A 20,477-nucleotide genomic window follows, 5' to 3' on the forward strand; every position below is an offset into this window, starting at 1 on the left:
TTCCTTTAGGATAACGGAGGGAGCGCCTAAAACTGTATCAATTTCTGGATAAGTCTAGCTTTGAGACGATTTTATCCTGTAAAGCGATGGGACTTAGGAACAAGAAGTACGTGGAAAGCATTATAGTCGCAAAGGGCATTAGACCCATGAAAATCCCGATCCCCATATGCATTCCGACGCCCATCAAAAGCCACGCATGACGACTCTTATGCCAGACCACCATCGGTGGGAAATAGATCTCAAAAATGATGGTCATATAACCAATAATAGGAATGATCCAAGGGATCTCACGCAAGAAAGTGAAATCCATTGTCGTCATCTGTGGATTTGCGAGAACACTCCACAAAGCCGTTCCATCCCACCAGCTGCCGCCTTTTAGCTTTTCCCAACCTGTGTAGGCATAGATTGCCATGATCTGAACTTGCATCATGCGAATCATCATACTGGACAGAGCATCTGATGCTTGGAAGGATTTCTTTTTACGAATCAAATTCAGCACACTCAGACGTTCACAGGAATTCGTGAACATCATATAAAACAAAAACAAAGATCCAATAACGTCTGCACCGAAATTCACTGGATAATTACGATAGATAAAACCGATATTGATCACCCAAGCAAGAGCCATCAACACCCGGCCGCCAATACCAATTGTCAGCAATGCAAATAGCAAAACCAACAATGAAAGCATCGGCACATTCATTGAGTCCGGCCAGAAATTCCAGGCAAATAAAGGCCGACCTAATTCAGGTAAAATCAATAGCGCTTTATCACGACTGACCCAACTAGCATCTGTGAAGAATGAGAGATTAAAAAATCTCATCACGCTCATATAAAGCAAAGTTCCGCACAACATCACACGCATGAACGCCAGTGGCAGCAGATTCTGCGAACCAAACCAGAAAGCATCCCACAACGCCCAAGCTCTTTTTATTTGAAACTGAAGATGCTTCATAGACTCTCCTCATCTCCAGAACTATTGCAGTGAACTGAGGCTTTGGCATAACGTCGCTCTTGTGACATTTCTAACAAATTCACTTCACGATTTAGTACGGCTTCATCCAAAAGCGGAATTGTCTCTATCACGTGCTCCATATCAACGGACTCAGCCCCTGGATACTGACGACACAGCCATGGACCAAAAATCTGGCGGAGCCTGCGCGGATCCATCACCATAAAGCGCATCACCGCCCATTCTCTTTTACGAGTCAGACTAACGGTCTTTGCTTCGGATTCAGGATCAGGATAGGCAGTAATCAAAGGATCGCGGTAAGAACCATCTTCATTCTCTGGATAGTTCACAACAACTTTTAGATACATGGGATGAGCTGGCTCCGGGGAAAAGAAGTTCCAACCGGCATTAAGCCCTACCAGATTTGCGTAAGGCCCAACAAACTTAGAAGCGGTACGCCCAAAGTAAGAACCTACATTGGGCATCACCATCAAAGCACAGATATTATAAACGATCCAAACACTCGCTAGGATCTTAAGTAACGGCTTCACCTTCGCCATCGATCTCGTCCGCCTCTCCATAGAACGGTAGTTCATCTTCATCAGATGACTCCTCTTCTTCGTTATCAGCGTACATTTGATCGTCAGAAGCCATCTCGATGTCATCATCATTGTCGAAAGCTTCTTCGGCCGCAGTCAATTCATTTTCTAACTCAGCATCTGCTGACAGTTCCTCAGAACCTTCTACGTTTTCAGCCGCAACAGAATCCTCTGTTCCACCCTCAGTAGATTCTTCAGAATCAGCAGACTTACCAGCTTTCAGTGCCGCCATTTTCGCAGCATTCTCTTCGGCTTTCATTTTCACCAAAGTTGTACCAGCAGCCAAGGCATCGTCATATTTTTTCAACCAATTCGCATCACGAGTTGGCACCGGCTCATCCATTGCCAAAGCATCACGGATGTTTTGAGCGCGCTCAAGATCACGCTTTTCAGCTTGGCGACGTTTTTCTTCTTCAAAGAAATTAGAAGACGTCGTGATCTCTTCAAGTTGATTCGAGATTTTCATCAATTCTTCTTCACCAGAAGAATAACTTACGTTCTCAACTCCTGTTGCTACCAATGAATCTGTGATAGATGCCAATGTCGGTTTTTCTTCCGCCATTTGTTCGTCCATACCTTCAGGCAACAATTCATCGATTTGCGACAACGTTGGAAGCTCTTTCAATGATCTTAGACCAAAGATTTCCAAGAACTTACGAGTCGTACCGTATTGCATAGGACGACCTGGAAGATCTGATTTACCTTCGAAGCTCACTAGATTTTTTTCCATCAAAGCGCGCAACAAGTGACCAGACTCTACGCCGCGGATTTCATCCACGTCTGATTTCACGCATGGCTGTTTGTAAGCCACTATAGAAAGAGTTTCCAAAGCTGGACCAGAAAGCTTGAATTGACGAGCTTTCAAAGTACGTTTTAGGAAGTCCATGTTGTCGATTTTAGTGCGTAGTTGGTAACCACCTGGAACTTCTTCCAAAGTAACACCACGACGGCCACCAGCGTATTCAACAGCCAATTGATCAAGAGCACGACGAAGTTTGTCGCCTTTGATGTTTGTGCCCTTGAATAGCAATTTCAATGAAGCCAAAGAAACGGGTCTGTCAGACGCGAACAAAACGCTCTCTACGATACTTTCAAGGCGCTCTTCTTCAACGAATTCAAGCTCTTCGATATCAGCAGATTCAAAGCCATCAAGCTCCGTGCCTTCAACAGAAACATCGTCTGAACTTTCATCAGAAGCTTCCATTTCAGCAGTTTCTTCATCTGTACCTTCCGGCAAGAAACCTTCAGATTCTTCCTCTTCTTGAAGGAAGATAGAAGCATCAGATTCGATACCATCAAGTTCATTCAATTCTTCAGCTTCTTCAGAAACTTCAGCCTCAACTTCAGTCTCTTCAGCTGTCATTTCCATAGTTACTTCTTCTGTCTCAACTTCTGTCGTTGCGGCAGCTTCTGTTTCCATGATTTCTGTGTCTAAAACTTCTTTATTCTTTTTGGAGTTCTTTTTCTTCTTAGACATCTCTACGCCTCAGCTTCGTTCTTAGGATCAGTATCAATATATTCTTCAAATTTTAATTCAGATTCAGTAACCACATCATCAGATGTAGCAACCATTTCAGCAGCAACTACAGCCACTTCTTCTGCTGGTTCAAAAGTCACTATTTCTACGTCAGCAAGCATTTCTACTTCAGCCGTTTCTTCGACTTGAAGTTCAGCTTCCTCTACAGTTTCTTGAGCCATCTCAATAATTGCTTCTGCTTCTAGCAAAGCTTCTTCTTCACCAACTTGGTGGGCTTCGACTTGAGCTTCAACTTCAGCAACAACTTCTTCGGCCATTTCAACGACGTCCGCAGTTTCTGTTTCTAGAGTTTCTTCTAGTACTACAGCCTCAGCATCTAGCTCGCCTTCAGCGGCCAAAATTTCTTCGTCAGAAGCTACTTCCGAAGCTTCGTTTTCAAGGAAATCTAGCTCTGCATCCATACCAGCGATTTCCGCCGTCAGATCAGACATACCCGCAGTGAAATCCATTGGAGTTTCACCGAAGCTCATCTGTGCTGATTGCTCAGTCGCAGCTGGCGCTTCGTCAAGGCTGTCATCCAAAAGATCTTCTGTTGGATCTGCTTTTTTAGCATCAGCCATCATTTGTTCAGCAATTCTGTCAGCACCCATAGAGTCGTACTCTTCTACGCGTGACAAAACGTCTGTTTCGATCGGCTTTTTAGTGTCTACCCAGATGTCAGAGTAAACTTCAGTCTGATAAAGACCGACGAAACCCATTTTACCTAGCTCAAGAAGCGACAAGAATGTGATCAAGGCTTGGCGCGCACGATCTTCAGTCGCTGTTACCAGCTCCATCATCGTAACTTTTTGACCAACAAAAAGACGGTCTTTCAATTCCAAAACACGGCTGGAAATAGATTGAGCTTTCGCTGCAACCTGATGGACTTTCTTTTTCACGGAACGCAAAACTTTGCGGTAAGAAGAGATCAACGAGAACAAAGCATTGTCCTCAAGGATGATTTCGTCCTCTTTTTCGTCCAGTCTTTCACGAGTTCCGCGCAACCAAACATCACGACCCACCAATGGGCGGTCATAAAGAAGCTTCGCAGCCTCTTGATATTTTTGATACTCGAGAAGTTTTTGAACCAACTCTTTACGTGGATCTTCCACCTCAACAACTTCACCGTTTTCGTCGTATTGAGGCAAAAGCATACGGGATTTAATTTGAATCAAAGTAGAAGCCATAGCGATGAACTCGCCTGCAACTTCCAAATCCAGCTCTTTCATCAAGCGGATGTAATCAAGGTACTGCTTTGTGATTTCATGGATTTTGATATCCATAATGTCCATCTCTTCCTTGCGGATGAGATAAAGCAATAAGCCCAGTGGCCCCTCAAACTTGGGCAATTGAACTGTAATACTCATGAAGATGGTCCCCTCTACCAAAACGTCCTGAATGATCGTGCATCTATATTAATAGATGCCGAAACCACCCAAAGCCAACGTCAGCAAACTCTGTGCACTCCAAAAAACGGGAATTGCCAGAATACGCAATGCTCCCGTTAAAACCAACGCCATCAAAACCATGCTGGTAAGATGTTCGTTTTGTTCCAGTTTATAATTAATTTGCGCAGGCAAAAATCTTGCGAGCACTTTACCGCCATCCAAAGGATGAAGCGGGATCATATTGAAAAACGCTAAGAACAAATTTGTCATCAAAAATGCTTTTAGAATTTCAATAGCCCCTTTGGCATACGTCGCCATTGGGAAAAACTTAGCAACCACCGCGATCAAGATCGCCCCTACGATGGCCAATAAAATATTAGAAAGAGGACCTGCTAACGCAATCCAGAACATATCCACGCGGGGATTTTTTAGATTGCGAGAGTTTACAGGAACTGGCTTGGCCCAACCGAAAAAGATCGGTGTTGCCAACACGATGGAAACCAAGGGAAGAATAAGTGTCCCGATCATATCCATATGAACGATAGGATTCATAGAGAGACGGCCCATTTGTTCTGCGGTGTTGTCACCACGCAAACGAGCTACCCAACCGTGCGCGTACTCGTGAAAGCACAACGCAAAGAGGAACGGGATAAAATAAATGCCAATCTTGGCGCCAATTTCTGCAATATCCATATATTTACCTTCAGAGATTAGACGGCAAACCTAGACCCTTGTCTAGTGTGAGACATCATTTGCACATAATAAGTGCAACCATCATAACACAGTCCGTTAAGAGAAAAGCTCCGTTCCGCCCTGCCTCTTGAATAAAAATCGCGATCTGGATATGGTCTTCGGACTTGTTAAATAACGAATGAGGGAGAAACCATGTCTGACGTAACTAACGCACGTCCAGCTTTGACAACACTATCTGAAGACGAAACGGCTTTCCGCGATGCTGTAAGAGCATTCGCAGAATCTGAAATCAAACCCCATGTGACACACATGGACGAAAAAGCTGAGATGAACAAAGACATCCTTAAAAAGCTTTTCGAAATGGGTTTGATGGGTATCGAAACTCCAGAAAAATACGGCGGCGCAGGCTCCACTTTCACAATGGCTTGCTTGGCTGTTGAAGAAATCGGTCGCGTAGACGGTTCAGTATCTGTTCTTGTTGACGTACAAAATACTCTAACTACAAACGCATTCCTTAAATGGGGTACAGAAGCGCAAAAAGAAAAATACTTGGGCGCAATGGCTTCTAAATGGGTTGGCGCTTACGCATTGTCTGAATCTTCATCTGGTTCTGATGCATTCGCATTGAAACTTAAAGCAGAAGATAAAGGTGATAAATGGGTTTTGAACGGTTCAAAACTTTGGATCACTAACGGTAACGAAGCTGACGTATTCATCTGCTTCGCAAACATCGACATGGCTAAAGGCTACAAAGGTATCACAGCGTTCATCGTTGAGAAATCTTTCAAAGGCTTCAAAGTTGGCAAAAAAGAAGACAAACTAGGTATCCGTGCTTCTTCAACTTGCGAGTTGTTGTTTGAAAACTGCGAAGTACCAAAAGAAAACGTACTTGGCGAAGTTGGCAAAGGCTACAAAATCGCTATCGAAACATTGAATGAAGGCCGCATCGGTATCGGCGCACAAATGATCGGTATCGCTCAAGGCGCTTACGAAGCCGCTTTGAACTATGTTAAAGGTCGTGAGCAATTCGGCAAACCAATCGCTCATTTCCAAGGCGTTCAATTCCAATTGGCAGAAATGCGTACTGAATTGGAAGCAGCTCGTTTGATGGTTTACAATGCCGCTCGTTTGAAAGACGCGGGTCTTGATTTCATCGAATCAGCAGCTATGGCAAAACTTTACTCTTCACGTGCAGCTGAAAAGATCACTTCTAAGGCGATCGATTTGTTCGGCGGTAACGGATTCACTAAAGAATACCCAGTTGAGAAATTCTGGAGAGATGCAAAAATTGGTCAAATCTACGAAGGTACGACTAACATGCAACTTCAAACTATCGCTAAAATGGAATTGGACAAATAGTCCAGACGGATTCAAAATGGTCGGATGAAACGTATTCTTCTGGCCCTTTTAATTTTTGTTTCAGTCTCTTATTATCCAGATGCTCAAGGTGCTGATTCAAAGTCAGCACCTTTTGTTTTTCGCCTTCATCTTTCTGGCGAACCCAATCAGATGGACCCCAATCGCCAGAAGACATCCGCATCCAGCTACCTTCTCGCAAATCTTTTTAGAAACATCTATATCTACGACAATGAGAAAGGTTTGGTTTCAGACCTAGGCTCATGCTCTCGTGATAAATCCCAGAACTTAGTCTGCAAGTTAAAGAAAGACCTGCAATGGAGCGATGGCTCCTTACTTACTTCCGCAGACTTTCTAAGAACTTATAAGAAGATGTTAAATCCAAAAGTCACAGCTCCCCGTGCGGATTTATTGTTTAAGGTCAAAAATGCGGAGGATATCTATAAAGGACTTAAACAGCCCGACACTCTAGGAATCACAACTCCAGATCCACTGACTGTGCGCTTCGAATTCCAAGGAAAAGCTCCGGACTTTGAATACAATCTGGCGAGCTTTCTGTTGGCGCCAACAAAAGAAGACATCAAAGTTTACTCCGGCCCTTATAAAATCAAAGAGTGGCTTCAAGGGCAAAAGATCGTTCTTGAACCGAATTTGAAATATCAGGGTGGCCACCCTCAACGCCCCCAGGTCGAGTTTCTTTTTATCGAAGAAGACACTGTGGCTTTGCAGTTGTATGAGAAAAACCAACTGCAGCTGCTTCGCCGTCTGCCGACTTTGTTTATTCCAAAATCAAAAACACGCGAGGACTTTCACTGGATCCCGGTTGTTCGGTTTGATTACTTAGGTTTTGGCCCCGAACTTCGTAACAACGAAGACCTCCGCAAAGCTTTGACTTATTCTCTTAACTATTCAGAACTGCAAAAGCTTTTCTCCGCCAAAGGCCGACCGGGTTGTGCGGGACTTCCTGATTCTTGGTTTCCAGAAAAAGCTCCGTGTTTTGATTTCGACCTCAAGAAGGTTCCTAAAGTCAAAACGGACAAGACATATACTTTGATGTTTTCCTCTTTGGGTGGTGAAGATCACAAACGCGCCACTGAGTGGATGCAATCGCAGTGGTCTAAAAATGCGGGACTTAAACTTCACCTAGAAATGAAAGAGAACAAAGTTTATCTGAGTGAACTGCAAACCAATCCGCCAGCTATTTTCCGCAAAGGTGTCGCGACGGATCGCCCGACTTGCTTGGCCGCACTTGAGATATTCGCAAGTCACAGTCCCGAAAACTACATTCAGCTGAAAAACTCAGAATATGATCAAATACTCACACAACTTGGCAATGCCACTAAAGCTAGCGAACAGAAAAAATTATGTCACATCGGCGTGAAATTTTTGATGGATCGACATTTGATAATTCCGATGGGAGCTTTTGATTTCGCAATGTTGATCAAGCCTGATTTTGTTGGTTGGAAAATCAATCAAATGAATCAGCTGGACTTGTCGCAGTTACATTCAAGACCTTAATATGTATGCATATGACATTGTTGCCTCAATCTGTGGATATTCTGAAGGATCAGATCGTTTTTACTGAGGGGGACGCGGGAGACTGCGCCTACATCATCGAAAAAGGTCGCGTACTTATTTTCTTAACCAAAGATCAAGAAGAGATCCCTATCTCCATCTTAGGTGAAGGTGAAATTTTCGGAGAGATGTCATTGATTGATAATCAAGATCGCTCCGCTTCTGTTAGAGCTCTTGAGGATGTTCGTTTAAGTATCGTAACTAAGCAGCAGTTATTAGAGCGCATTTCGATGGCAGACACAGTTGTTCAGCTTTTGATGCGTGTTCTTTTGAAAAGACTTCGCCGTAATACCAATATGAATTTGGGTGGCAATTTGAAAATCGCCGACATGCAAATCGAAAGCATGCTTGAGGGCGATGATGGCGCAGCCGACGCTTTACAAAAAATCAAATTAGAAAACGAAATCTTTCAAGCCTTCCAAAATAAAGAATTTGAACTTTTCTATCAGCCGATCGTTGAACTGAAATCCCGCAAAATCAAAGGCTGCGAAGCCTTACTACGCTGGAAGAGCCCGACTCGTGGTTTGATTTCTCCGAATGTGTTTATTGATGTTATCGAAAACTCTTCAATGGTAATTCCTATTGGTCACTGGATTATCAGTGCTGCCCTTAAAGAACTTAAAGTGATTCAAGAACACTTGATCGCAAAGGGTAAGAAAAAAGAAGCTGATGAGTTCATGATGAGTATCAACATCTCAGGCCGTCAGTTTACTCACTCAGATTTTCTAGAAAACCTAGAAGACCTTCGCGAAAAACAAGGTTTGGAAGCTAAAAACATCAAACTCGAAGTAACCGAGCGCGTGATGATGGATGGCGTTCTGGCTCTTGAGACTTTGCACAAGTGCCGTCAGCATGGCTATGCGATCTCCATCGACGATTTCGGGACCGGCTTTTCAAGTTTGCAGTATCTGACTCAAATGCCGATCACTTACCTAAAAATCGATCGTTCCTTTGTGATGAAAGTTCTAAGCGATCCAAAATCCAAAGCCGTTGTCAGTGGTATCATCTACCTGGCTCGTGAAATGGATTTTGAAATTATCGCAGAAGGTATCGAACACCAGGATGAAGCCTTGGTTATCGAAACCTTGGGTGCACAATATGGTCAGGGTTATCTGTTTTCGAAACCTGTGGACCACTTTGCCTTCATGCAACTCATTTAAATTCACTTTAAACCATAAACTAGCGTATCAAACTGAGACCATGTAAACCCATGGTCCAGTTATTCGAACTTTTCTCCAGGCAGACTCAAGTCGGTTAGACCAACGCCGATAAGCTCTATGTCTTAAGACATTTAACCAGCTTAAGATTTACAACTGGGGGTCACTAGATGGCTGACAAAAAGTTTGAAAAACAAATTCCAAATAACGTAGTATCTTTAGCTTCTGAAAAATGCTGTGGCGAAGGCTGCAAAAAGAAAGCTGAAAAAGCTTCTTTCTGCGCAGAGCATTTCATGTGGTTCAAAGAAGGTTTGATCACTAAAGAAGGTGCTAAGGCTGCAGACTTCGATAAGAAGTACTATCAGTTCGTAGCGCGCAAAGCCGCTTAATTTTCGTTCCTATTTAAAAATCCGAAATCCGTTAAAAGCCAGGACTCCCATCCTGGCTTTTTTTATTGCCGCGACCACTGGGTGAACATACGGTTCCCATTTCTGTCACCCCACTCAACTCATTTTCATCTCACCTCACCAGATCAAGCACGTTCCATCAGAAACTAAGAATCTTGGTCTCCCCTTTGCATTTTCTAAGGGCATGAGAATTATCGCCTTCGTGTTTCTATTTATGTCTCAATTTGGGACTGTCAATTTGGCTGCTGCCGCAGGCCCACCTTTGTGCATGCATGTTTTCTCGGGAACTCCCTGGGGAGAATTGCGCACGGATTTTAAACACAACACAAACTACAGCAAAGAAATTGCGCAAGAAACAGCGATTAAGAATCAATGTAATTTAGGCACCTGCCATTTACATTCATGGCTGGCGTCCCTTGAAAAAACCTACACTCTGCGCACCGGAGAGACTTTACCTCTTTCAAATCATTACCTAAGCGCTCAGCAACTCTTAACTCGCTCGTTGGAGCAAATGCGCATAGCTGACGACAAAGCCAATATTGAATTGGGTGCAGGTCCTTTGAACTCGCGCGATAGTATTTTAAAATATGGATTGATGCCCGAGGGCGTTTGGACTCCGAAAACTGAATTTTATAAAAATCCAACAGCGCAAAAACTCAAAGAGTACTTTGAAAACATCATTGCTCGCACTAAGGCGGCAGCAGCGAAGGCCAAGACTCCAGAGCAAAAAGAGCGAATCATCCAACAGGGCTCTGAACAGTTAAAAGCACTCTTTACTGATGTCGTTGGCGAATTGCCTGCGAAATTTACTTGGCAAGGGCGCGAGTGGACTCCCCAGGAGTTCGGGAATCAATACTTTAAATTCTTTACCGGTGCACAAACGCAAATCATCATTATGGCAAACCGCAAAGGGATGATTCATGCAGAACAAGTCGGCAGAGACACCCGTCTTTATACTCACCTAGATCAAGCCGAACAAACAGCCACAGCCCTGATTGACCGTGGGCAAATGGTTTACCTGGCTTACGAACATCACGCTGAATACGTTGATAAAACCACAGGCATTATGTCGATCCGCGCTTTCTATACGCCGTCCTATGCAAAGCCTTTGCCTCGAGAGCTCCGCACTCAATTCGATAAAAATGGCGGCGGCCATGCAGTGCAAATCGTGGGTTACGAACGCGATCCGCAAACAGGCAAAATTTTAAAATGGAAAATCAAAAACAGCTGGGGCGAGCAAAATGGCGATGAGGGTTATTATCACATGTATGATGATTACTTCAGAGCCTTCGCTAAAGGCATTACCTATTCGGAAAACAACCCCGGTGTGGTCCTAAAAATGTCCGTAAAAGGCAACTAGGATCGCCGTCCCGAAAATGAAATATTTAAATCCAATAGAAGCAGCTTCGCGCAATGACATGACTTCCTATCGGCCGTGTCCTTTGTTAGCATAAGTCTTACTTTGAGACAGGGGTCCTAACTATGAAAAAAGCAGTCGTCATCACCGGTGCATCCAGCGGTATTGGAGCAGCCACAGCCATTCACTTTGGTAAAAACGGCTACTTTGTCTATCTGATGGGTCGCAATAAAGATCGCCTCGCTGAGGTCGCTGTGCAATGCCGTGCGGGTGCTTCCCTGATGAGCTGTGATTTAACTGACGTAGCAGCCTTGAATAAACGCATCGCAGAGATCCTAGCGACGAATATTCATCGCGTGGAAGTCCTTGTAAATAACGCTGGAATTTTTGATGTCCATTCGACAGAGCAAGGCACTGATGAGCTTTGGCAGCGTGAATTCGAAGTCAATCTCATGAGCGCGGTTCGCCTCACTCGTGCTTTTTTCCCTTATTTTAAACAACACGGTGGCGGCTCTATCGTCAATGTCTCCTCGTCACTGGGACTAAAACCCACAGCTGCGACTTCAGCTTACTCTGCGATGAAGGCAGCTATGATCAATTACACTCAAAGCAACGCCTTAGAGGGTGGAGCTTTCGGCATTCGTGCAAACTGTGTCGCGCCAGGTATTGTGGACACGCCTATTCATTCTTTCCATGCCCTGGACGAAGCGATGAAAGCAGAAAGCGTTGCGAAAATGGGCCCGATGCAACCTTTGGGACGTATTGGAACTGTTGATGAAATTGCGAAGGCCATCTACTTCCTAGGAAGCAATGATTCCAGCTGGACGACGGGCGCTGTTTTGCCAATTGATGGTGGGATCACAATCTCATGATTTTAACTTTAAAGAGCGGCTTTTCCAGCGCGCACCTTTATCACCAACCCCTATGGAGTTCAGAGGAAAACCTCAAGAACTTTGGCAGATGTTTTACCGAACACGGCCATGGGCACAACTACACACTTGAAGTAGGTTTTCATCTGACGGAAGGCGAGCTTCAAGTAAAGGTTGAAGAGTACCAAGGCTTGCTAAAAAGCCTCACGTCTGTGCTGGATCACGAGCATTTGAACTTTGTGATCCCGGAATTTAAGACGCAAATTCCCACCACAGAGAATATCGCCCTGTATTTTCTGGAAAAGCTCAAAGAGCATTTGCCAGCTAGCAAGATCGCCCATATTCGATTGTATGAGATGAATGACCTGTGGATGGAGATCCAACCATGAGTGAAGAAAAAGAAAAAGTCCGCTTATCCAAGCTAATGGCTGAAAGAGGCATCTGCTCCCGTCGTGAAGCGGATGATTACATCTCTCGCGGCTTGGTCATGGTTAACGGGATCAAAATCGATCAATTGGGAACAAAGGTCGATACCGACGTTAAGATCACTCTGGAGGCAGCGGCTCTTAAGCAGCAAAAGCGCCTGGCGACGATTCTTTTGAATAAGCCGGTAGGTTATGTCTCCTCTCAACCAGAGCCTCAGTACATCCCCGCTATTCGCCTGATCACGGATCAGAATCAGTTCGGTGAATCCAAGCAGCGTTTGAAACCAGAACACCTCAAGGGCATCGCAGTTGCGGGTCGTCTGGATATCGACTCCCAAGGTCTTTTGCTTTTCACGCAAGACGGTCGTATCGCTAAAAAAATCATCAACGAAGAAACGAAACTCGAGAAGGAATACATCGTTCGCGTTCAGGGCCATCTGCCAGACGATAAATTAAAACTACTTCGTCACGGGCTTTCTTTAGACGGTAAAGAATTGAAGCCAGCACAGGTTGAATGGATCAACGACGACCAACTTCGCTTCGTTCTTAAAGAGGGAAAAAAACGTCAAATCCGTCGTATGTGTGAGGCTGTGGGCTTAAAGGTCACGGGACTTAAACGCGTGCGCATTGGGAACATCCGTCTGGGTAAACTCCCAGAGGGAAAATGGCGCTTCCTCGAGGAAGACGAGAGCCTTGATTAGGACTCAAAATGGGTGCCCCTAAGGGGCACTTAGACAGTTAAAACTCTGTCAATTCCACTATATTCCCCCTCATATAAGCACCTGGCTTGCATAAGAATTTCCATGGAACAACCCATAGGATGTAAGCTGGAATATGAAAACACTTCGTTTCATTAAATACATTTTAGGTGCCTCAATCGCGGGACTTTTAATCTCCAGCCAAGCCCTTGCTGCGAAAACTTTCTGCAGTATGACCCTAAACTCCAGCGATGAAATCGCGACCTTCCAGGCCGCCCTGACTTCTCAAGGCTGGAACTTTGTGGAGTTGGTTCCCGACAACAAAGACCCCCGTTGGTTTCAAAATGCTTGCAGAAGCGGTCTGCAATGTGACGTGCTTTTGATCTCTGGCCACTTTGGTGGTTTGTTCTTTGGTGAGGGCACTTCGCAAACGATCGATATGGCGGAAATGGAAAAAGCCAGCTGTGATAATTCTTGCCCTGGTATCTTGAAAAATCCTAAAGAAGTCTTTTTGATGGGTTGTAACACGCTGGCAAGTCAAAGCCGCGACCACCGCACGATTGATCAATACCTGAATGTCCTATTGAATGATGGCATTCCTTTGGACTTTGCAGAACAAGTTGTGGCCTCTCGCTATTCCCAACAAGGCTTCAGCCTTGAAAAGCGTTTTGCTTCGATTTTCCCTGACACTCAAAAACTTTATGGCTTTTACAGCACCGGTCCTTTGGGAAAATACGCAGCTCCCCTTTTGCGCAATTATATTAAAAATGTTGGTAACTACGGCTCTCACTTAGACAGATTGTCAGCCGCTCCTAACAATGCCCTTTTAAACGCGTTCAAGGGCCAAGCATTCCGTGAAACCAATCCATCTAAAGCTGTCCCTCCAGACGCTCGTGGATTGTATTGCGCCCTTCGCTCGTCAGATAAATCTGTGCAAAGTAAAGCCGTCACTCAAATCGCTCAAGAAAATAAAGTCACAATGTACTTTGATTCCCTGGCAAGCCAGCTTTCCTACGGTGACAGCATTTCTGGACAAATCGATGCTTCGACAAAAAATATCATCAAACAGTCCCTGACAAAAATTAAGAACAACAACTCCCAGTTAGTGACGATCCAGCATGATGTGATGCAGGTCGCGGGAAGTCTTGGCTTAGTTGATCCTATCACTCGCGACATGCAAGTTCGTATGCTTTTAGATCAAGCTTACGGTCAAACGATGAATTACGCGAAGGTTCGCCAAATCTGCGGGATCATCCGTGATGAGCCTGGCTTTCAGAATATGACTTACCTTCGTCTGCAAGAACTTACAAAAAAGTCTCCTTACTTTATGCTGACCTTAGGTTGCTATGATTCTTTGAACGATGATACGAGAGATTTCCTTTTCGGAAAAATCGGCATGCCCGACAAAGAGCACGAACGCACGATCGCCTTGCAAGTTATGAAGCCTTTCTGGAATCAAAACGATATGCCATTCTTGTCGATGATTCTAAAAAATGCGGACTCTGATTTACGTGCTCGTATCTTTATGAGTGCTAACAAGATCCTTCAGCAATACAAATACTCCCTACTCATGGGCCCAGGCCTTGCGACCTGCGTGCTGAATGCTGAAAACAGAACCGAATACAGCCAAGGCAAAGAATGGAGCTGCTTGAGTGAAAATCAAGCTAAGCTTTCCCCAGATGTTTGTGACTATTTTGCCAATCGCAATCCTGATCCAGAAAACGCCGATGATATGCGCTGGTATTGCTGGAGCAATAACAAGCCACGCTTTTTGAATTCTCGCCCGGAATGCTATCTTTTGGCGGAGACTTTCAAAATTCGTGGTAATCAAATGAAAAATATTTGGAATTGTTCAAATCGCGATATCTATGGCTACTAAGTCTTGTGACTAGATCCTCACCTGCAAAGTGACGATAGCTTTCGGGTGCCAGATACTTTTTTACGATCTTTAGCAAGGTCCCATCCTCTTGCATCTCTTTAAATACCTGACGAATGCGCTTTCTTTCTTGAGCAGATAAGCGCGTCGTCGACATAAAAAAACCCGTCTCTACCAGCGGAGACGTCTTATCCTCGATAATGTGGTACTGATCTGCCTGTCCGCTGCGAGTGATATAGTGATAAAGAACAAAAGGTCCCGCGAAAAGTGCCTGTATCTTGTTTTCTTTAAGCGCGATCATTAAATCTTCAGGCAAGGGATACTCTTTCAAACGCTTTTCCGCAAAAAGCTTAGTTAACTCCTGCTCATTCAAAAAAAACTTTCCACTAATTAGATTTCCAAAAATCATTTTCGAATCACTGACAACGCTCTTCACATCCGGCAATGAGGAGCCACTCGCATCTTTACGAACCACAAGATATCTGGGGAGCTTCCAAGTGAGTATAAACTCTCCCTGAGCCAGCTGTGCTGATGAAAGCAAGGGGCCAAAAAGATCGACACTCCTTCGTCCAAAAGACGCAATGAGGGAGGAATTAGAACTAATCATATCGGTGTACTTGCACTGAAGTCTTCTAACGACCTCAGTAAGAATATCGTAGCCAACCCCGGTCTTCTTACCTTTCTCGACGAAATAACTTGGCGGAGAATTCATCACAGCAATGACATAGCGTTTTTCGCATGCAGCAGGCGTGCTTGCAGGATCTCGGAATTTAAACTGAGCATGCGACGGAGTTAGACTAAATAGGATTAGAAGCCATGCGAGCATGACTTAAGAATATCGAGAGAACGAAACCGCTGTCATGATTTCAAATTACAGGCGACCAACGTCCTTAGTTTTTTCCGGATGATAGTAATCAAAATCTTCGGGCTGAACGTATTTCTTTTGAATATTCAACAGCGTCCCATCCTGACGAATGCCATGAATCAGACCTTTTATCTTTTCACGCTCTGTTTTTGAAAGCCTGTTAGTTGAAAGATAAAATCCCAATGACTGCCATTCAGACTTATGATCGGGAATAACTTTGAATTTTTTCAGCTTATCGCTCTTTCCTAGATAATAAGCGGTAAATGCTGGAGAGCTGAATGTCGCCTGCGCTCGTCCCTCATCCAAAGCCGTATAGATTTCCGAAGGCCCTGGAACCTCACGGAGACGATGTTCCTTAAAGAGCTTTTCTTTTTCGCTCTCTTTTATGAAGAACAAACCACCGATAATTCCGACAAAATTAATTTTTTTATTCTTAAGCACACTTTCGATAGTGGGCTCAGTCAAGAGCGCATCTTTACGAATTACCAACGAGCGTGGTACGCGATACATCTCGACAAACTCACCCGTCTTATTCATTTTTTCAGATTTATTGGTGATACCGAAAATATCAACACGATTACGAACAAAACCTTCTGTGCTCGCAAAGTGAGAGCTGGTTTCCTCAGTGACTTTACACCCCAGACGACGAATCACCTCTTGAAGAATCTCAAACGAAGAGCCCTGCTTGTTGCCTTTTTCATCCGTAAAGAATCCAGGAGCTGCGTTCATGAAAGAGACCACATAGCGTTTTTCACAAGCAGTGTCTGGACGCAAAGCCAACGGCCCCTCTGCGCGTACAGAAAACGAAAATGCAAGTGTCACTAAAAGACTCAACATATGTCACGAGACTATCGAACGCGTGTGTTTAAAGTCAAAACAAAGACCAATTCCTAGAGGAATTGCTGGCTTCCCATGGGAATACGAAAAACCATATCGTGTTTATTATTGGGAATTTTTATGACTTCTGTGTGATTGCGGACAGCGGATTGATGAAATCTAAACGCAGACTTTCGTAGTACTGGATCTCTTCATCAGTGAATCCCGCCTTACCACGAAGGATTCGATTGATCGGCTCCACACGTTTCGGCAAACGATGACGAAGATCATCCATGCGTTTTGGAAAATCCACAGTTGGATCAATCTTGTCTTGGCGACAGATCTCACGATACCAACGTGATCCGAATTCAACGTGACCGATTTCTTCGAAATTAATCTGCTTCACAATTTTTTGAATTGTTTCTTTACCTGACGTGCCCTCTAAGCGACGAATCAATGTATCGCCTGCATCCAGACCACTGCCTTCAAGATAACGATGCACGATCAAGATACGATCCAATAAAGTATCTTCGGGAGCCACGGCATACCAAAGAGCTGCATGAACGGGCCAGTCGCCCCATTTGAATCCGAGTTTTTCAATGCCTTCCAAACACATGCGCAGATGTTGGGCCTCGGAAACAGTGACTGCGACCAATTCCTCTTTGAATCCTTGTGGAGCCTCTGGATACTCCGCCAACGTTCGAACCCCTAACTCCATGGCTTGAAGTTCTATGCTCGCCAAATCATGGAGCATGCGGGCTTGGCCTTCGATGGTTGAAAAACCCTTCTTGGGTGGATGATACTTTGGATGCAGCAAGTCAATATCGCGATTCGGGTCCTTGGGAGCCAAATGAGGGGCTTTAAGGTTAAAAGCCTCCTCACAAGACTGCTCAATCTGATTAATTTTTGCCCAAACATCGGCGATTTCGAAAGTTAACATGGGGACGGTTTTACATGTAGCTCCCCGACTTGCCAAATACTTCGTGATTTGGTGAAATTCCTCTCATGGGAAAATCATGGAAAACCGCAGGTAAAGTAGAGAAAGCCCAACAAAAGGGTCAAATATTCACAAAACTAGCGCGCGAGATTCAAGTCGCGGCTAAAGTTGGAGGCCCTGATCCGGCAGCCAATGCACGTCTTCGCTTGGCGATCGACGCTGCTAAAAAAGTATCTTGTCCGAATGATACAATCGATCGCGCCATCAAAAAAGGTGCAGGTCTTTTGGATGACGGCAAAATCATCGAAGAGTTGATGTACGAAGGCTACGGCCCTCACGGTGTCGGCGTTATCGTTGAATGCCAAACAGACAACAAACACAGAACAGCTCCAGACATGCGCCACGCTTTTAAATCTCATGAAGGCAATATGGGTGAGACTGGTTCCGTTGCGTGGATGTTCGAACACGTAGGTCTTTTGGAAGGCGTTAAAGCTGGAACTTTTGATCCAGACGAAGAAGCTATCGAAGCAGGCGCAAACGAAGTTGGTCCAGGCGAAGACGAAGGCTCTTACGAGTTCTACACAGGCTCTACAGATCTTGATTCTGTTCGTGATGCTTTGATCAAACGTGGCTGGAAAGTGACTAAGTCTGAGCTTTCTTACAAAGCTAAGAACATCACTGAGCTTAACGATGACCAAAGAAAAGACGTTGAGGAGTTCTTGAACTATCTTGACGATATGGACGACACTCACCGCGTACACGCGACAATCTAAGGAGTTTAGAAATGAAATCAGTTATTATCGCTCTAACACTTCTGGGTTCTGTTTCTGCTTTCGCGCAAGGTGCTCCGAAAGAGCATCCTTGCAACCAAGTTAAAGCAGCCTGCGAGGGCGCTGGCTTTAAAAAAGGCGAACAAAAAGACGGCAAAGGCCTTTGGAAAGATTGTATCGATCCAATCATGAAGGGCAAACCAGTTGCAGGTGTCACTTTGACTAAAGAAGCTATTGACGCTTGCAAAGACAAACACATCAGCACGAAGTAATTTAACTTCTAAGACAAAATAAAAAAGGCAGGATCATCTCCTGCCTTTTTTTTATTCTTATCGATCAATGTGCGACTATTTTAGAGCAAAATAAGGAATTGCAACTTGCTCACCATTAATTATCACTGACATGTAACCTTTGGCTTTTGTAGTGTTGACCGAATCAGCACCTACAATTCGCGAGGCCATCAACAAGTCACCATTCTCATTACCACCGATTCCGGCTTGTCCATTGTGCAGACTAAAGCGCGCTGGTGCATTTTCAGTCGCATCTCCTGGAGCTTCCTTAGCCATGACCGGGTCGAAGCGTAAGCACATCCCAGCCTCATAGCGATCCTTACCGTTACTTTTCATTAAGATACTAATCATTGGTGTCCAGTTATTGATCTTAACGTATACTTTAGTATCTGTAGCGGTCCGTGCCTCAATTCGCACTGCCAGCACGGGAGAACTTCCTTCCGCCGACCAAGTGGCTTCCGCCTTGTTATTCCCTTTGCGTTGCAAAGAAATTGTAGCTTTTCCCCCAGTGGTTTTACCGCCAATCAGATTCGTCAAAGCCTGACTGCCGCCGCCGGCGTTATATTGTGTTTGACCAAACAGCTCAATTTCCCAACTGTCACCCATTGTCGGCGTAAAGAAATTGCCTATCTGAAACCACTCAGCCGAGCCGGTATTGTTGCTCAGTTTATAACTCGAATTGATGTGACCGTACTTCAAACTTCCGTCGACGATGGCACCAAAGGACTCAACTCTCGTCGAACCCATCTCCCATGCACTCAACCAGCGCTTCGGGTTATCGCCAGTATCGGAATTGTCAATGCTGCTTCCAGATTGCAAATTAATCTGACGCATATTCAAGCGCGAGTAACGCGCGTTCAACGGCTTCGTACAACCTTCAAGACTTAAGGCATCAATAATCCATTGTCCGTTGGAGATATCGCCTGGATTATCACAGTGCTCAATCCATCCATTAGAAATTAACGACTGACTACAACGTGGAATGTTGAACACCTTTCCAGCTGTGCATCTTTGAATGTTGAAGTTGGAAAGCTCAATCGCCGTGCTGTGATCCCAAGCTCCAGCTTCTTGGTCTGACCATTGAGCTCTAACGATATCATTTATACAGGCATTGGCATAGAATTGGTCAATTTTGCAATCTAGCGTATCTACCAGACTTAAAGAAGCCCCTCCGACATTCTGAAAGCGTAACTGGGACCCACGGAAAAACTGTCCACCTTTACAAGTGTTGTGATAGAACCCTTGGTAATTAGTAAATTTATTAATCTGTCCATCAAAGATCATATTTGAAATCTCTGCTCTGCGCGCATTGACCTTAAACAATGGAGAAACCTTGCCATCCGAGACCAACGTTGTCGCCGCAAAATAGCCGAAATTAACAGATGCACCCGCCAGACGGAAAAATGGAATCTCTGCCGTTCCCATATCTACCTTAGATACAAAGAATCTGCCCGCAGGAAACTGAACACCAATTTGTCTTAAATTGGCAGCTACTGACCACTCATACATCGCTTTGATCGCCGCCGCCGAATCAGTTACACCGTCGGGCTTTGCACCAAAATCAACAATAGTCAGATTGTTGGGATCATTGATCACGCGACGCCAATGAAAGCCACTGCCAGCAAAGACAGTCCCGCCATCATCTACTCCAGTTGACAAGTAACCGATAAAGTCACCACCACCAACGTTAAGTCCCGAATGGTAACTTCTTACTGTCATCTTAGCGCCATTAATTGAAGGACGTGTCGAACGCAACTCGATGACAGACCCGATGTCTCCCTGAGAGTAACTTGCTGGTAAAGCAGCCGCTTCAGCACGGTTGGAAATAGCACCGACTGATAGAGCAGCAACAAAAGAGGAGGCAGCGGATTGCAAAACTTGTCTTCTTTTCATTCATCATCCTTTTGTTAAACGATCTTTGCTCTCTAATG

At 44.6% G+C, this 20,477-nt stretch carries 20 protein-coding genes; 11 read left to right on the forward strand and 9 right to left on the reverse strand.

Features of this window, described 5'->3' with window-relative positions; translation table 11 throughout:
* Window positions 1-37: 37 nt before the first annotated feature.
* Genes ACLVWP_RS09620 through ACLVWP_RS09640 form a run of 5 tightly spaced genes read right to left on the reverse strand, consistent with a single transcriptional unit; the run spans window position 38 to window position 5,148 of the window.
* Window positions 38-955, reverse strand: coding sequence for a hypothetical protein (locus tag ACLVWP_RS09620; RefSeq protein ID WP_413557024.1), 918 nt, complete (start codon window positions 953-955; stop codon window positions 38-40).
* Window positions 952-1,512 (reverse strand): hypothetical protein, encoded by a 561-nt coding sequence (locus ACLVWP_RS09625; protein ID WP_413557025.1) that lies wholly within the window; start codon window positions 1,510-1,512, stop codon window positions 952-954. The genes ACLVWP_RS09620 and ACLVWP_RS09625 overlap by 4 nt, the downstream gene beginning before the upstream one ends.
* Window positions 1,487-3,028, reverse strand: coding sequence for an SMC-Scp complex subunit ScpB (gene scpB, locus ACLVWP_RS09630; RefSeq protein ID WP_413557026.1), 1,542 nt, complete (start codon window positions 3,026-3,028; stop codon window positions 1,487-1,489). Before scpB ends, ACLVWP_RS09625 begins: the two co-directional genes overlap by 26 nt.
* 2 nt (window positions 3,029-3,030) lie before the next feature.
* Entirely contained in the window at window positions 3,031-4,434 is a 1,404-nt protein-coding gene (locus ACLVWP_RS09635; RefSeq protein WP_413557027.1) for a segregation and condensation protein A, read from the reverse strand.
* 48 nt (window positions 4,435-4,482) lie between these two features.
* Window positions 4,483-5,148, reverse strand: a complete 666-nt coding sequence (locus ACLVWP_RS09640; protein WP_413557028.1) for a site-2 protease family protein — start codon at window positions 5,146-5,148, stop codon at window positions 4,483-4,485.
* A 192-nt stretch (window positions 5,149-5,340) separates the two neighbouring features.
* On the opposite strand from ACLVWP_RS09640, the gene ACLVWP_RS09645 reads away from it, so the two are divergent.
* From ACLVWP_RS09645 to ACLVWP_RS09685, 9 genes are all read left to right on the forward strand, one after another.
* A complete protein-coding gene (locus ACLVWP_RS09645) occupies window positions 5,341-6,507 on the forward strand; it encodes an acyl-CoA dehydrogenase (protein ID WP_413557029.1) in 1,167 nt (388 codons plus the stop codon).
* A 24-nt stretch (window positions 6,508-6,531) separates the two neighbouring features.
* Window positions 6,532-8,022, forward strand: coding sequence for a peptide ABC transporter substrate-binding protein (locus ACLVWP_RS09650; protein ID WP_413557030.1), 1,491 nt, complete (start codon window positions 6,532-6,534; stop codon window positions 8,020-8,022).
* Between the two features lie 11 nt (window positions 8,023-8,033).
* Complete coding sequence (locus ACLVWP_RS09655; protein WP_413557031.1) at window positions 8,034-9,239, forward strand: EAL domain-containing protein; 1,206 nt, start codon at window positions 8,034-8,036, stop codon at window positions 9,237-9,239.
* A gap of 167 nt (window positions 9,240-9,406) precedes the next feature.
* Window positions 9,407-9,625: a hypothetical protein gene (locus ACLVWP_RS09660; protein WP_413557032.1), complete on the forward strand. Its 219-nt coding sequence runs from the start codon at window positions 9,407-9,409 to the stop codon at window positions 9,623-9,625.
* Between the two features lie 202 nt (window positions 9,626-9,827).
* Complete coding sequence (locus ACLVWP_RS09665) at window positions 9,828-11,003, forward strand: C1 family peptidase (protein WP_413557033.1); 1,176 nt, start codon at window positions 9,828-9,830, stop codon at window positions 11,001-11,003.
* 122 nt (window positions 11,004-11,125) lie between these two features.
* Window positions 11,126-11,872 carry an SDR family NAD(P)-dependent oxidoreductase gene (locus ACLVWP_RS09670; RefSeq protein WP_413557034.1) on the forward strand — a complete coding sequence of 249 codons (747 nt, stop codon included), beginning with the start codon at window positions 11,126-11,128 and terminating at the stop codon, window positions 11,870-11,872.
* The gene (locus tag ACLVWP_RS09675) at window positions 11,869-12,258 is read left to right on the forward strand and encodes a 6-carboxytetrahydropterin synthase (protein WP_413557035.1); all 390 of its coding nucleotides are present in this window, start codon (window positions 11,869-11,871) and stop codon (window positions 12,256-12,258) included. The genes ACLVWP_RS09670 and ACLVWP_RS09675 overlap by 4 nt, the downstream gene beginning before the upstream one ends.
* Entirely contained in the window at window positions 12,255-12,995 is a 741-nt protein-coding gene (locus ACLVWP_RS09680) for a pseudouridine synthase (RefSeq protein WP_413557036.1), read from the forward strand. The genes ACLVWP_RS09675 and ACLVWP_RS09680 overlap by 4 nt, the downstream gene beginning before the upstream one ends.
* A 133-nt stretch (window positions 12,996-13,128) precedes the next feature.
* Window positions 13,129-14,871, forward strand: a complete 1,743-nt coding sequence (locus ACLVWP_RS09685) for a hypothetical protein (protein WP_413557037.1) — start codon at window positions 13,129-13,131, stop codon at window positions 14,869-14,871.
* On the opposite strand, the gene ACLVWP_RS09690 is transcribed toward ACLVWP_RS09685, so the two are convergent.
* The 3 genes from ACLVWP_RS09690 to ACLVWP_RS09700 form a co-directional block, all read right to left on the reverse strand.
* Entirely contained in the window at window positions 14,804-15,694 is an 891-nt protein-coding gene (locus ACLVWP_RS09690; protein WP_413557038.1) for a substrate-binding periplasmic protein, read from the reverse strand. The two genes, ACLVWP_RS09685 and ACLVWP_RS09690, sit on opposite strands and share 68 nt — an antisense overlap.
* 45 nt (window positions 15,695-15,739) lie before the next feature.
* Window positions 15,740-16,570 (reverse strand): substrate-binding periplasmic protein, encoded by an 831-nt coding sequence (locus ACLVWP_RS09695; protein WP_413557039.1) that lies wholly within the window; start codon window positions 16,568-16,570, stop codon window positions 15,740-15,742.
* A gap of 118 nt (window positions 16,571-16,688) precedes the next feature.
* Window positions 16,689-17,489 carry a DUF455 family protein gene (locus tag ACLVWP_RS09700; protein WP_413557040.1) on the reverse strand — a complete coding sequence of 267 codons (801 nt, stop codon included), beginning with the start codon at window positions 17,487-17,489 and terminating at the stop codon, window positions 16,689-16,691.
* A 65-nt stretch (window positions 17,490-17,554) separates the two neighbouring features.
* On the opposite strand from ACLVWP_RS09700, the gene ACLVWP_RS09705 reads away from it, so the two are divergent.
* Window positions 17,555-18,259, forward strand: coding sequence for a YebC/PmpR family DNA-binding transcriptional regulator (locus ACLVWP_RS09705; RefSeq protein ID WP_413557041.1), 705 nt, complete (start codon window positions 17,555-17,557; stop codon window positions 18,257-18,259).
* Between the two features lie 11 nt (window positions 18,260-18,270).
* Window positions 18,271-18,528, forward strand: coding sequence for a hypothetical protein (locus tag ACLVWP_RS09710; RefSeq protein WP_413557042.1), 258 nt, complete (start codon window positions 18,271-18,273; stop codon window positions 18,526-18,528).
* Window positions 18,529-18,603: 75 nt separating this feature from the next.
* Here the strand turns inward: ACLVWP_RS09710 and ACLVWP_RS09715 are convergent, their stop codons facing one another.
* Window positions 18,604-20,439, reverse strand: a complete 1,836-nt coding sequence (locus ACLVWP_RS09715; RefSeq protein WP_413557043.1) for an amylovoran biosynthesis protein AmsF — start codon at window positions 20,437-20,439, stop codon at window positions 18,604-18,606.
* Window positions 20,440-20,477: the final 38 nt, after the last annotated feature.

It is taken from the genome of Bdellovibrio sp. HCB209 (genome assembly GCF_047306065.1).
Taxonomy (GTDB): domain Bacteria; phylum Bdellovibrionota; class Bdellovibrionia; order Bdellovibrionales; family Bdellovibrionaceae; genus Bdellovibrio.

What these genes read in the sequence shown, in the direction of transcription:
- ACLVWP_RS09620 (WP_413557024.1), bottom strand. Translation starts at nt 955, where the DNA reads ATGAAGCATCTTCAGTTTCAAATAAAAAGAGCTTGGGCGTTGTGGGAT.
- ACLVWP_RS09625 (WP_413557025.1), bottom strand. Translation starts at nt 1,512, where the DNA reads ATGGCGAAGGTGAAGCCGTTACTTAAGATCCTAGCGAGTGTTTGGATC.
- scpB (WP_413557026.1), bottom strand. Translation starts at nt 3,028, where the DNA reads ATGTCTAAGAAGAAAAAGAACTCCAAAAAGAATAAAGAAGTTTTAGAC.
- ACLVWP_RS09635 (WP_413557027.1), bottom strand. Translation starts at nt 4,434, where the DNA reads ATGAGTATTACAGTTCAATTGCCCAAGTTTGAGGGGCCACTGGGCTTA.
- ACLVWP_RS09640 (WP_413557028.1), bottom strand. Translation starts at nt 5,148, where the DNA reads ATGGATATTGCAGAAATTGGCGCCAAGATTGGCATTTATTTTATCCCG.
- ACLVWP_RS09645 (WP_413557029.1), top strand. Translation starts at nt 5,341, where the DNA reads ATGTCTGACGTAACTAACGCACGTCCAGCTTTGACAACACTATCTGAA.
- ACLVWP_RS09650 (WP_413557030.1), top strand. Translation starts at nt 6,532, where the DNA reads ATGAAACGTATTCTTCTGGCCCTTTTAATTTTTGTTTCAGTCTCTTAT.
- ACLVWP_RS09655 (WP_413557031.1), top strand. Translation starts at nt 8,034, where the DNA reads ATGACATTGTTGCCTCAATCTGTGGATATTCTGAAGGATCAGATCGTT.
- ACLVWP_RS09660 (WP_413557032.1), top strand. Translation starts at nt 9,407, where the DNA reads ATGGCTGACAAAAAGTTTGAAAAACAAATTCCAAATAACGTAGTATCT.
- ACLVWP_RS09665 (WP_413557033.1), top strand. Translation starts at nt 9,828, where the DNA reads ATGAGAATTATCGCCTTCGTGTTTCTATTTATGTCTCAATTTGGGACT.
- ACLVWP_RS09670 (WP_413557034.1), top strand. Translation starts at nt 11,126, where the DNA reads ATGAAAAAAGCAGTCGTCATCACCGGTGCATCCAGCGGTATTGGAGCA.
- ACLVWP_RS09675 (WP_413557035.1), top strand. Translation starts at nt 11,869, where the DNA reads ATGATTTTAACTTTAAAGAGCGGCTTTTCCAGCGCGCACCTTTATCAC.
- ACLVWP_RS09680 (WP_413557036.1), top strand. Translation starts at nt 12,255, where the DNA reads ATGAGTGAAGAAAAAGAAAAAGTCCGCTTATCCAAGCTAATGGCTGAA.
- ACLVWP_RS09685 (WP_413557037.1), top strand. Translation starts at nt 13,129, where the DNA reads ATGAAAACACTTCGTTTCATTAAATACATTTTAGGTGCCTCAATCGCG.
- ACLVWP_RS09690 (WP_413557038.1), bottom strand. Translation starts at nt 15,694, where the DNA reads ATGCTCGCATGGCTTCTAATCCTATTTAGTCTAACTCCGTCGCATGCT.
- ACLVWP_RS09695 (WP_413557039.1), bottom strand. Translation starts at nt 16,570, where the DNA reads ATGTTGAGTCTTTTAGTGACACTTGCATTTTCGTTTTCTGTACGCGCA.
- ACLVWP_RS09700 (WP_413557040.1), bottom strand. Translation starts at nt 17,489, where the DNA reads ATGTTAACTTTCGAAATCGCCGATGTTTGGGCAAAAATTAATCAGATT.
- ACLVWP_RS09705 (WP_413557041.1), top strand. Translation starts at nt 17,555, where the DNA reads ATGGGAAAATCATGGAAAACCGCAGGTAAAGTAGAGAAAGCCCAACAA.
- ACLVWP_RS09710 (WP_413557042.1), top strand. Translation starts at nt 18,271, where the DNA reads ATGAAATCAGTTATTATCGCTCTAACACTTCTGGGTTCTGTTTCTGCT.
- ACLVWP_RS09715 (WP_413557043.1), bottom strand. Translation starts at nt 20,439, where the DNA reads ATGAAAAGAAGACAAGTTTTGCAATCCGCTGCCTCCTCTTTTGTTGCT.